General features: G+C 52.5%; 10 protein-coding genes. 3 read left to right on the forward strand and 7 right to left on the reverse strand.

Features of this window, described 5'->3' with window-relative positions:
• On the reverse strand, positions 1 to 311 hold a 311-nt coding region (locus VGC33_RS01425), incomplete at its 3' end, for a DUF1161 domain-containing protein (protein ID WP_524535650.1).
• 76 nt (positions 312 to 387) lie between these two features.
• Entirely contained in the window at positions 388 to 735 is a 348-nt protein-coding gene (locus tag VGC33_RS01430) for a DUF1283 family protein (RefSeq protein WP_331118275.1), read from the reverse strand.
• A gap of 132 nt (positions 736 to 867) precedes the next feature.
• Between VGC33_RS01430 and VGC33_RS01435 the strand changes: the two genes are divergently transcribed.
• Positions 868 to 1197 carry a YnfA family protein gene (locus VGC33_RS01435; RefSeq protein ID WP_331118294.1) on the forward strand — a complete coding sequence of 110 codons (330 nt, stop codon included), beginning with the start codon at positions 868 to 870 and terminating at the stop codon, positions 1195 to 1197.
• A gap of 266 nt (positions 1198 to 1463) precedes the next feature.
• Here the strand turns inward: VGC33_RS01435 and ydfG are convergent, their stop codons facing one another.
• The 3 genes from ydfG to VGC33_RS01450 all read right to left on the reverse strand — a co-directional run bounded on the left by ydfG (position 1464) and on the right by VGC33_RS01450 (position 7048).
• Positions 1464 to 2213, reverse strand: a complete 750-nt coding sequence (gene ydfG / locus VGC33_RS01440) for a bifunctional NADP-dependent 3-hydroxy acid dehydrogenase/3-hydroxypropionate dehydrogenase YdfG (RefSeq protein WP_331118277.1) — start codon at positions 2211 to 2213, stop codon at positions 1464 to 1466.
• Between the two features lie 65 nt (positions 2214 to 2278).
• Positions 2279 to 3337, reverse strand: coding sequence for an aldo/keto reductase (locus VGC33_RS01445; RefSeq protein WP_331118279.1), 1059 nt, complete (start codon positions 3335 to 3337; stop codon positions 2279 to 2281).
• A gap of 375 nt (positions 3338 to 3712) precedes the next feature.
• Positions 3713 to 7048, reverse strand: coding sequence for an autotransporter outer membrane beta-barrel domain-containing protein (locus VGC33_RS01450; protein WP_331118281.1), 3336 nt, complete (start codon positions 7046 to 7048; stop codon positions 3713 to 3715).
• A 544-nt stretch (positions 7049 to 7592) separates the two neighbouring features.
• On the opposite strand from VGC33_RS01450, the gene VGC33_RS01455 reads away from it, so the two are divergent.
• Together VGC33_RS01455 and dcp are read left to right on the forward strand one after the other, a co-directional pair.
• Positions 7593 to 8633: an NAD(P)-dependent alcohol dehydrogenase gene (locus tag VGC33_RS01455; RefSeq protein ID WP_331118283.1), complete on the forward strand. Its 1041-nt coding sequence runs from the start codon at positions 7593 to 7595 to the stop codon at positions 8631 to 8633.
• Positions 8634 to 8791: 158 nt separating this feature from the next.
• Positions 8792 to 10852: a peptidyl-dipeptidase Dcp gene (dcp, locus tag VGC33_RS01460; protein WP_331118285.1), complete on the forward strand. Its 2061-nt coding sequence runs from the start codon at positions 8792 to 8794 to the stop codon at positions 10850 to 10852.
• Between the two features lie 62 nt (positions 10853 to 10914).
• Here the strand turns inward: dcp and yjbD are convergent, their stop codons facing one another.
• Positions 10915 to 11187 carry a YjbD family protein gene (gene yjbD, locus VGC33_RS01465; protein ID WP_331118287.1) on the reverse strand — a complete coding sequence of 91 codons (273 nt, stop codon included), beginning with the start codon at positions 11185 to 11187 and terminating at the stop codon, positions 10915 to 10917.
• Positions 11188 to 11320: 133 nt separating this feature from the next.
• Positions 11321 to 12199: a LysR family transcriptional regulator gene (locus tag VGC33_RS01470; RefSeq protein WP_331118289.1), complete on the reverse strand. Its 879-nt coding sequence runs from the start codon at positions 12197 to 12199 to the stop codon at positions 11321 to 11323.
• Positions 12200 to 12406 lie beyond the last annotated feature (207 nt).

Raw genomic sequence — 12406 nt, forward strand, 5'->3', positions numbered from 1 at the left:
TCACTTGTGGCCACTGCGCCTTCATCGGAGCGGATATACACAATTTTCTGCGTATCGTTTTCGCAATGGCCGACCACCTGGCCGCTTGCCTGGTCAGCGCTATCGTTCGGCACGATATCCAGGCGGAAATCGGATTCCGGCACGCCGTTGGCGATGATTTTTTGGCTGATATCCGCTTTGACGCTTTCGCATGACGCCCGCGCCGCCAACGGCAGCATCATGGCAAGCGCCACGCCCAGGATAAAAAAGCGTTTCCCTGTCTTTTCGCTCAACCGATGGCTTAGCCGCTTCATCTTGCATGAATTGCTCATATTACCGTCCTTATTTAACAATGAAGTACCCGCTACAAGAATAGCAGGCGTATCATAAAGAGGTAATAAACGCCAATCACGGCGCCATCAACGTACGGCCGGTGCGGCGATCGAGGCAACGGGCGGTGGTGTCTTCCCAGTAAGCGTTAATGTTTTCGCTGCGATTGCATAAATCCTTTAAATCAACGGTTTTATCATATTTATCAAAATCCTTTTCGTCCCGCTTGAGCTGCTTGCCGCGCAGGTTATGTGAGGCATCCCATTGCTCCTGGCTCTGGCGCGCCTCTTCACGGGACTGGGCGTTATCGCCGGAATCGATGATCAGGCGCTGGGTGTTGCCGGCGGCAACACCGGCGGCGGAAAAGGCCAGCAAAGCGACCGAGAGCATCCCGCCGAGCAGTCGTGGGTAACAGGTGGTTTTCATAACGTCTTCCTTTTAATCTTTACGTGGATAATAACGCAGGTAAAATCGACTTCCCGTGCACAGGCATAATAACATTGCCTTATGGTTAAAAACCATGCGTTACCGTTACTGAAATTAAGGAACAGCCCCGGCATGTTAAAGACGACATTGTTGTTTATGGCCACCGCCGTGGCGGAAATACTGGGTTGCTACCTGCCTGGCCTTTGGCTAAAAAAACAGGGCGGCGTACTGCTGCTTTTCCCTGCGACGGCAAGCCTTGTCGTCTTTGTTTACCTGTTAACCCTCCATCCCGCCGTCAGCGGGCGCGTTTACGCTGCCTATGGCGGTGTGTATATATTGACCGCGCTTTTATGGCTGCGGTTCATTGACGGCGTCAAATTATCGCCCCAGGACTGGCTAGGTGCGGCCGTTATCTTTGCCGGGGTAATGATTATGCTGTCCGGTTGGTCTAAAGCCGGGTGATCGACTATCGAGGTCGTCGGTACGGGAAAGATATCAATACCTAGTACCAAGGCAAATAAAAGCGCCCCGGCAAACAACGTTATTTTATGCATGATTAGCTTCCCCATAAAGTTTCATGAGTTGTACATCAAGCCGATCGTGCGAACGCATATCTGCCCCGCATATGTCAGATTTTGGCAATAACAGAAAAGATTTTCCGCTGGCGATGGTATATCAGCAGCGCGTTTGGCAGAGGGCGGCCCGGCTTAGCGGGCCGCCCGGTGAGATCACTGATCGCGATGGACGCTAAGCCCGCCGAAAGACTGGTTGACCGGCATCATCTCCAGCACGTTGATATTCACATGTGCCGGCAGGGTGGTGACCCAGTAGATCGCTTCAGCTATATCTTCCGGCATCAGCGGATCGGCATTTTTATAAGTATTTTCAACTTTATTGTCATCGCCTTTAAAACGTACCGCCGAAAACTCGGTTCCGCCCACCAGCCCCGGCTCGATATCCGTGACCCGAACCTTGGTGCCCACCAGATCGGTGCGCAGGTTAAGGCTGAACTGACGGGTAAAGGCCTTGGTGGCGCCATAGACATTGCCGCCCGCATAAGGCCAGCGGCCGGCGGTTGAACCGAGATTGACCACATGGCCGCGCCGCCGTTCCACCATGCCCGGCAACAGGGCGCGGGTCATATAGACCAAGCCCTTATTATTGGTATCGATCATGGTTTCCCAATCATCCAGATTGGCCTTGTGCGCCGGCTCCATGCCCAGCGCCAGGCCGGCATTGTTGACCAGCACATCCACCTGCCGCCATTCGGGGGGCAGGGAGTCAATGGCGCGGGTAATGCCGTCACGATCGCGCACATCCAGCCTGAGGGGGTAGAGATTATCGCCCAGTTCGGCTTTTAATTGATCAAGACGTTCCTGACGGCGACCGGTGGCAATCACCTGGTGGCCCTGCTTAAGAAATCTACGGGCGATGGTTTCGCCAAAGCCGGCGGTAGCGCCGGTAATAAAGATAATCATGCAACGGTTCCTTTTAGTCCTGAATAATTACTACACTATCAATCACCGGCTGCCCGAGACCTCGACTAGGGTTTGCGCAGGTAAGGCGCCAGCAGCGAAAGATCGGCGGGCGATAGCCGGTCGGAGGCGGTTTGCGCCTGGTGCCAGTACGGATAGATAAGCGGCGGGCGGCTGACGTCGGACAGGCGGTTGATTTCCTGGGCGTTTAGGACCAAATCCGCCGCCAGCAGATTATCCTTTAACTGTTCCTCGGTGCGCGCGCCGATGATAACGGAGGTGACGGCGGGGCGGCTGATAAGCCAGGCCAGGGCCACTTGAGCGGCGGACACGTTGCGCTCTTCGGCGATCGCCACCAGGACGTCAATGATGTCATACAATGCATCCTGATGGTAAATCGGCGGTTCATTCCACTCTTCCAGATGGCGGGTGCCGCCCTCAGGCTGGCGATCCCTGCGGTATTTACCGGATAGCAGTCCCCCCGCCAGCGGGCTCCATACCAACACGCCTAATCCTTGATCCTGGGTAATCGGCAATAATTCATATTCGGCCTCGCGGCTTTGCAGAGAATAATGAATTTGCTGGCTTACCGGGCGGATCAGATTGAGCCGTTCGCTGACGCCCAGCGTTTTCATGATATGCCAGCCGGAGAAATTGGAAATACCCACATAGCGCACCTTGCCGCTGTCGACCAGCTGTTCCAAAGCATACAACGTTTCTTCCAAGGGGGTCTGACCGTCCCATTCATGCAACTGATACAAATCGATATGGTCGGTATTCAGCCGTTTCAAACTGGCTTCACAGGCGCGGATCAAATGGTGGCGCGACGAGCCGCGATCGTTGGGGCCATTACCCATGGGAAAACGGGCTTTGGACGCGATCAGCACGCTGTCGCGCTTATCCTTCAGCACTTCGCCCAGGATTTCTTCGGAAACTCCCTGGGAGTAAACGTCGGCGGTGTCAAACAGATTAATTCCGGCATCAATGCAAATCGCCAACTGGCGACGCGCTTCCGCCACCCCGGTATCGCCCACTTTGGCAAATTTTCCTTTGCCTCCGAAGGTCATGGTGCCGAGACTCAATACCGATACTTTCAAGCCTGAACGGCCCAATAGACGATATTCCATTAGAATTCTCCTCGCAGTAGTACATTTCGGATCTCATAAGCGCCCGCAAGCGAGCCTACAGACCTAGAGCATAGACTAATGTCGCCGTCATCAACAGTCCCGGTCTTGCCGTCATATGCCGGCGTTATCGTTTGTATAAAATTGGCACATATATTGCCAATATTGCCAATATAGATGTATCGCAAAACAAAATAAGTAAGGATCGTAAAAAACAGAGGTAGCATAATACGCGAAAAATCAGCCTTGGCGGGTGCGCAAAAAGGCCGGCTAAGCCGGCCCGTGGGAAGGACAATCACCTGCTGGCAAACATATGGGGCAAACTGCTCCTGCTTTACCGACCGATCATGTCCGCATAAAACGCATGTGCATTCACTATTAAAAATTCACTTTAACGCCCAGCGTACCTAGGGTGTCGTGATATCCTTTTGTGCCGACCTGCTGGCCGATATTACCCCAGACAGCCAGGTGTTCATTAATCTGGCCTTCATTGCCGATCTTGATTTCACCGATATTCCTGGCGCCTTGCAAGGAGTAGTTATCCTGTTCCATACGAACCCCGAAGTCCTTGGTATTATGGATCCAGTTTGTTTCGACATAAGGCTGGAACATGCGCTGTTTACCCTCATCTATGCTGGCATAACCGCGCATATAAAGACGCGTTCCAAGGCGTGTCTGGATATTATCCTTACCCTGCAGGCTAACCCGGCCGCCGTTACGGTCTTTATGATCCTGCGCGCTGACGCCCATCCAGGTGACCTGCATTTGCGGTTGCAGATAGGTGTCAAAGGACGAACCGCTGAACAGCTTCAAGGCATAGCCGGCTTCCATCGCGGCGACAAAGCCACGGGACCGGTAGCTTTCTTTTGCATCGGATTTATTTGCCGATGAACCATTTTCAACATAATTGCCGAACCAGTTAAAATTCAGCGAACCGTCCAGATAAAGCCCTTCGCGGTTTTGGTCGTTGCCATACCAGGTACCGTAAATGCCGGCCGCATAGCCATCAAGCCCGCCTTTGGCACTTTTGCCTTTGACGGCGTGGCTGTGGCTACGGCTTTTGCCCGCGCCGAACATGGCGCCGACATGCAGACCGTCGAGGCCGTTATGGCTGACGCTGAATATTTCACCGCCCAGCTGTACCTTTTGGGTATTGGTGCGGGTAGACAGAGCCCCGTCCCGCATACGAGCACCGTTCACGCCGCCGGCGATGCGCAGCCAGAGGGAAGGGTGGTGACCGTCCGCGGGATCCAGCGCGGAGGGAAACGCCGGTGCACCGATACGGTCGTGCATACGGGTGGCGAACATCGTATTGGCGGTAGCCATATTGGCGGCATAAATGCCGGCCTGCGGGCGCAACTCAGTTGACGCGCGAGCGGCGGTAGCCGCACCCGCACGCAAAAAGCCCCGCTGAAGATCGGAATAATCCCGTTCGGAATTTTCATGCTCAGCATCCCCGATTAGGGACGGCGTGTCCGTTGGCTCATTCTCTTGCCCAGCAACGAAGAGCCGGGACGGCATGCCCGCTGGCTCATTCTCTGGTTGCCCAGCAGCGAAGCGCCGGGACGGCATGCCCACTGGCTCATTCTCTGGTTGCCCAGCAGCGAAGAGCCGGGACGGCGGGTCCGTTGGCTCATTCTCTGGTTGTCCAGCAGCGAAGAGCCGGGACGGCGTGTCCGCTGGCTCATTCTCTGGTTGCCCAGCAGCTAAGACCGGGGACGGCGTGTCCGCGGGCTCATTCCCTGGTTGCCCGGCAGCCGGGACGAGGGACGACGATTTCGCGAGCTCATCCTCAAAAGGCCATTCATTTAATGATTTGACCTGGAAGGCCGCTTTCTTATCCTGTAATTCATAATAATCATCTGATGTGGACGAAGAGTCCGTTTGCTTATTCTTTGATACTACCAGCCTGTTATCACCCTGGCCTTTATCATATCCCGTCGAAATCTGTGAGTTTTCCTGATTGCCCGCTGATGAGTTTTCTTCGGAGCCAACCAGGGCCAGTTCATCGATTTGTTTGCCCTGTTCGTGATCAGATAACATATCAACAATATTTGCATAATTTTTATCTAAATTGTCATAATCGCTTTCTGAAGCTAAATCTTCAAATGAAGGCGTTTCATCTTTTGTTTGCGTTGCTGCTACCAAAGCGGGCGCATCTATTGGATTGCTATCTTCTGAAATATTAATTTTTTGTTTATCTTCGCGTTCAAACCCATCCAGCCCGGTTTTGTCATCATTTATCTCACTCCTTGCTGGTAGCTTGTTTTCGAGTCGATGTTGTGCAGCCAGGCCTTCTTCGCTATCCTCCAGCCAATCAACAGTGGTGAGTTTATAGCCAGCCATGCTATTTCCAGGATTGATGGCGCTGCCAACCGGCCCATTTTTTTTCACATTAGAAATATTGTCATCTGTAATATGGGCGCGTGGCAGCGGAATCGGGCCTTTACTTGCGCTATCATCCTTGGCAGATATATCGCTGTCTTGGGTTGGGTTAGATTCTTCTTCTATGGAAAACAGTGGATAGCCCTGTTCTCCCGAGGTAGAGGACGAACGTAGTTTTTTTTGCTCGTTATTTTCTGATGAGGACCGACTTCCCTGCAGAGAGTTTCGTTTTGGTTTTATCGGCGTATCTGCCGGCTGACTTTGAGAGTCCGTTTTTTGTGAATTTTGATCAATGCGTTTTTCCGGACTATTCGAGGGTTGCCCGCGCTTTACCGTGTCGTCGAGGGTATTGTCTGCTTGGGTTTTTACCGATGCAGTAGCTGAAGTGTTAGCATTATTTTTGTCCTCCTGCTCTTTTACCGCAACGGTTTTAATCACCTCCCTATCAGACTTGCTGGTGAGCACCAAGTTGTTTGCATTTTTATCAAGCTGATAATTATAATCATTCAATCCATTGTTATCTTGGTATACAAAAGAATCAGCAGGAATTTCTTTACCATGGAATTGAATCAGGGGTATGCCTTTATGGGTTTTCGCTCCCTTGCCATTGGCATTATGAACGACGAGCTGACTTTGACCGCTGATACTTTTTTTAATAATCAACGTATCAGCTTTAGATTTATCATCCCCAAACTTCGCACAGGTCGTAACCTTGGCATCTGGCCCTGCCTCATACTCATCAATCGTTAATTTATGCCCTGTTTTGTCGGTAACCATCAAATTTCCCGCGGCATCTTTTTTCCATTCTGCAAATTTATTACTTTTGCCGGTGAAGAGGTTGCCCTTGTTTATGACTTTTCCGGAAATAAAACCCGTGCCGCCCAGCGCTGCATTTTCAGACACCTCGATTTGACCAACGTTTACATTAGCTTTATCTAATCTTAATGTAACGCTATCTTCCAAAATAATTTCTTTTAATTTTGTATTTTTGGGAAGTGAGTTTTCAAAAATCAATTCTCCGCTACCCTTTATTACCAATTTTTCGATGTTTTTATTTTTTCCTTTGGTGAAACTCGCAAGGTTTATGGGGGGATTGTTACCGGGTTTCACTGTTAACTTCAGCGTGGAAGGCGCATTATTTTCAGTTTTAACCAAAGAAGTTGATGTATTCTGCCTTACGGAAGAATTTGGTTTTAAAACTGAAACTGATGAGGATGGTGTCTTGTTTTTATCAAAAGCTGTATTTTCCGAATTGCCAGTTGCATAAACCTGGGTTATTCCGCCGACTAATGTAATCACGCCGACAACTGTTTTGCTAATATTTTTCATGATGACCTATAATTTCAGATTTTTTGTGCTTTTTTAAGAAAGAATTTCTGTGCATTTATTAATCGTTATCAACGTAAGGCAAGATAACGGGGTGGTATTCTAGCCACAGAAAATTAAAATACAGCTAAAAATAAAACATCGTTTAAGTAATATTGTGATAATTATCTGCGCACATCCTAAAACGAAGAAATATCATACAAAAAAAGATAGTGGTGATATTCCCATCAGTATAATATCTAATGGTGCTCGTATAATATTTAATAAAAACAATAATAATAATAATTAAATAGCATAAAAATAATAGTTATCAGCTATCGTGGTGCCTGGTTATTATCCTGGGATTCGATGGGGCATAGTACAATCACCTAACCGACAAGACCGTCGCTGAACCGCGCGTTTATTTCCGGACTTGCAGGATCAGGCAATAACGCAAGAATAATCGTCTACCGCATTCAATGTGGTTACTGGCAGAATGGGACATCTGTCGGGGGCATGGCGAAGCAGCGCCATGTCTCCTTTCTCCAAACAACCCGGAGTATGATATATGTCTAAAGCTAAAGGTTACGCCGCGCTCAGCGCCAAGGCCCCTCTAACGCCTTACTCTTTTGAGCGACGCGCTCCCGGTCAGGATGATGTGGTGATTAAGATCGCCTACTGCGGCGTGTGCCATTCTGATATCCATCAGGCGCGGGATGAGTGGGGCGGCGCCATATTCCCCATGGTTCCCGGTCATGAAATCGTGGGAGAAGTGGTCGCAAAGGGCGACGGCGTGACAAAATTCAACCTGGGCGATCGGGTCGGCGTCGGCTGTTTTGTGGACTCATGTACCCACTGCGCCGAGCGTGACCTGGAGCTGGAGCAATACCGGGAAGGGCTGGTATTAACCTATAACAGCGTGGAGCGCGACGGCAAAACGCCGACCATGGGCGGCTACTCCGACCATATCGTGGTCAAGCAGGGTTATGTGTTGACGGTCCCCGATAATTTGCCGCTGGATGCGGCGGCGCCTTTGCTCTGCGCCGGTATTACCCTTTACTCGCCGTTACGTCACTGGCAGGCGGGCCCCGGCAAAAAGGTGGCGATTATCGGCCTGGGCGGTTTGGGCCATATGGGGGTTAAACTGGGCAAGGCCATGGGCGCGGAAATGACCGTTCTCAGCCAGACCCTGTCCAAAAAAGAAGACGGCTTGCGCCTGGGCGCCGAGCATTATTACGCGACCCAGGATCCGGCGACCTTCGAGAAGCTGAAAAACACCTTCGACCTGATAATCTGTACCGTCGGAACGGAAATTGACTGGGGCGCCTATTTGTCGTTATTAAAAATCGACGGCACCATGGTCCTGGTCGGTCTGCCGGAAAACAAGGTGCCGCTGCACGCCGCCGCCCTGATCGGCGGACGCCGCAGCCTGGCGGGCTCGGGCATCGGCTCAATAAAAGAAACCCAGGAGATGCTTGATTTCTGTGGCGAGCATAATATCGTTTCCGATATCGAGAAGATTGACATCCAGCAGATCAACGACGCATACCAGCGGGTGGTAAAAAGCGATGTCCGCTACCGCTTCGTTATCGATATGGCCTCACTGTAACGGCTGGCAATGTCGTGCTACCACTTTATATCTCTGCATAAATGCGCCCCGGCGCATTTTTTTTTGCCATTTTGTCCAAGCGGCGCAATCCTGTCTTTTCCCCCGCGGCATGCTAGCATAGGATCAGGCATTACCGACCGTTTTGGCAGGAGCACCGTATGCATAACCATCATCTCCAGCGGCAAAATCCGTTTTACCAGCCCAGCCCGTTGCCGTTTCAGGCGCCGCCTTTTAACCTGATCCAGGAAAGCGACTATTCACCGGCGATTGACGAAGGCATCGGTCTTTATCTGGCCGAGGTTGATCAAATTGCCACGCAAAGCGATGAGCCGACGTTCGATAACACCTATGTCGCCCTCGAGCGGTCCGGGGTGATGCTGAAACGGGTTTCCAGCGTATTTGGCGCCATGACCTCCGCCAACACCAGCGCCACGCTACAACGCATCGATGAGGAACAATCGCCTAAACTGGCCGCGATGAAGGATGCGATAACATTCAACGCCAGGCTGTTCAGCCGTCTGCAACAGGTATATGACCAACGGGAGTCCCTTGGGATTTCAGCGGAATCGCTCAGGCTTATCGAGGTGACCTATCAAGGCTTCGTATTGGCAGGGGCACGGTTATCCGACGCGCAGAAACAAAAGCTTTCCGCGCTGAATCAGGAAGCGGCCAGCTTAAGCACGCGGTTCTCCCATCAGCTGCTGGAGGCCACCAAACAGGGCGCGCTGCTGATTGATGATATAACGCTATTGGACGGGCTATCGACGCAAGAGATAGCGGCGGCGCGGCAGGCGGCGAACGAGCGCAATCTCGGCGATCGCTGGCTCCTGGCGCTGCAAAACACCACGTTGCAACCACAGTTGCAAAACCTGGAACGGCGGGCCACCCGTGAGGCCCTGTTCAACGCCTCCCTCTCGCGGGCGGAAAAGGGCGACGGCAACGACACCAGGAGCATTATTATCCGCCTGGCCCAGGTTCGCGCCGAGCAGGCCGGCCTATTAGGCTTCTCCGATTACGCCAGTTGGGCGCTGCGCGATCAAATGGCGAAAACACCGGCCGCGGCGCTGGATTTTATGACGCGCATTGTGCCCGCCGCCACGGCGCGGGCCGGGCAAGAAGCGGCTGATATTCAGGCAGTGATAGACAGCCGCCAGGAAGGATTCACCCTGGCCGCCTGGGATTGGCAGTTTTACGCCGATCGCGTGCGCAAGATGAAATACGATCTGAATGATGCGCAAATCAGGCCCTATTTTGAACTGGACCGCGTGCTGGAGCAGGGAGTGTTTTATGCCGCCGGGCTGCTGTATGGCATAGAACTCAAGCCCCGCAGCGATATTCCGGTTTATCATGCTGATGTCCGCGTTTATGATGTATTTGATAAAGACGGGACGCCATTGGCGCTATTTTATACCGACTATTTTCAGCGCGATAATAAAGGCGGCGGGGCATGGATGGGTAATTTTGTCGACCAATCCCATTTACTCGGTACCCGGCCGGTTATCTATAATGTTGCCAACTTCGCCAAACCCGCGCCGGGGCAGCCGGCATTATTATCGTGGGATGACGTGGTAACGCTGTTTCATGAGTTCGGCCATACCTTGCACGGCCTGTTTGCCGATCAGGCATATCCCAGCCTTTCCGGTACCTCGACCCCGCGTGATTTTGTCGAGTTTCCTTCTCAATTCAATGAACACTGGGCCGACGAGCCGCGGGTATTTGCCCACTATGCCCGGCATTATCAAACCGGCGAGCCGATGCCAAGCGAACTGCTGGCCAAGATTGAAAAGGCGTCACGCTTTAATAAAGGGTATGACATGACCGAGCTGCTGGCGGCGGCGCTTCTGGACATGCGCTGGCATATGCTGGCCGCGGGCGTTGCTGAAAAATCGGTGGAGGAGTTTGAAGCCGCCGCTTTGGCGGAATATCAGGTGAATCTGCCCTACGTTCCGCCGCGCTATCGTTCCAGCTATTTCCAGCATATTTGGGGCGGGGGTTACGCGGCCGGCTATTACGCTTATCTGTGGACAGAGATGTTGGCGGATGATGCCTTTGCCGCCTTCACGGAGCAGGGGGGATTAACGGCGCGCAATGGCCAGCGTTTTCGCGATGAGGTGCTGTCGAAAGGCAATAGCCGTGACCTGGCCGGGGTTTATAAGGATTGGCGCGGCAAGGAGCCTGATATAGCGCCCATGCTGATTAACCGCGGGCTGCAGCAGTAGATCTCCGGCAGGGGCGGGGAAGGTCCTCGCCCTGATTTTTTGCACCTGTAGCCAAAAGGACGTTAGCGTTTCCCTCGTGAATGCATGTTCGCCGTCCACTCGTAGGTTGCTGAAATATCAGGTTTTAATTTCTTCTGCCGTTTAACGACCCGGACCTGTTTGGCAATGACTTCCCGCTCGGCCATCAACTGGGCGATGTAATCATCTTTGATATGATTGGTTTCTGAATTTGAGAGAGCAAGTCCTTTGGCTTTTTTTGCCTGGTCTAACAATGTCTTAAGTTGGCGTTGTTCGCTTTCCGTCATGTCTTGCTGCGTCAGCTTGGGAATGAGCATAAATGTCGGCCTGAAAAGGGAAAGGACTACCATTGTAAAGGAAAGTCGGCTCCGTCTCAGTAAAAAACTTATTTTAATGTGCAAACGCCCGCTTCGGGCGGTGAAAACATTATGTTAAATTATCTGCCTGGATTTACCAGGCCGCCGGGTCGGCAAGCATAGGAGCGCCCAGGCGGTGGCGTATTTGCTGGATGAGTTCATCCACCGCGCGTGAGGGCCGTCCGTTCGCGAGGTGAAGATTGATGGCGAACGAGGGTAGTTTGGGCAAATTCTCCCCATGGGGAAGTATGTTGAGATCGTTTGGTACGGTAGAGGCCAGCCAGACCGTTACCGCCAGATCGGCCCTGACCGTGGCGCGCGTCGCGTCAATGCTTCCGCTCTCGAACAGAGTGCGCCAGGCAAGGTTGCATTCGCTGAGAGCCCGCAGAACAACGGGCCGGAAAGCGCAGGTTTGCGTCACCATGGAAACGGGAAGCGGGGTCTTCAAATACGCCGAGCCGCCCTTCGCGCCGACCCAAACCAGGCGATCAATCGTCAAGCATTCACCCGCTGATTTCCCTACCGGCTCCTCGATCAGGGCAAGATCAATCACGCCATCTTGAATGGCGGTCAACAGTTCAGTGGAGGACAAACAGATAAGCGTAATATCCACGTTCGGACACGCTTGGGAAAATGCCTTGAGGATCGGGGGCAGCCATGTTCCGACAAGATCATAGGGCGCGCCAAGGCGGACGAGGCCATCTATCGGCCCTTGCGCCATATCTGCCCACAGCTCGTCATTAAGCGTGATAAGACGCCTTGCCTTTGCCAAAAAACGCTCTCCGTCAGACGTCAGACGAAGCGTCCTGCCACCACGAATAAACAAAGCGCCGGCCACGTCCTCCAGCCGGGCAACCTGCTGGCTGACCGCGCTCTGCGTGAGATGCAAAACGTTAGCGGCCGCCGTCATGCTGGCGCGATCGGCCACGGCAACGAAGGTGCGAAGTAGGGTGATATCAAGATTGCGAGTCATAACAGGTATTATGACGTGTAATGCCTGACATGCACAATATGAGATTCACTTATGCATGGCGTCACGCTAGAGTTTCCTCCGATACTATTGGAGGATTGAATGTCCGTCGCTGAATTTCTGCCCCTTGCGCTGTTCGTCATGGTGTCCACTGTGACACCCGGCGGCGCTACAACCTTAGCCACCGCGTCCGGCGCCCATTTTGGCTAT

It is taken from the genome of Acerihabitans sp. (assembly GCF_036398755.1).
Lineage (GTDB): Bacteria > Pseudomonadota > Gammaproteobacteria > Enterobacterales > Enterobacteriaceae > Acerihabitans.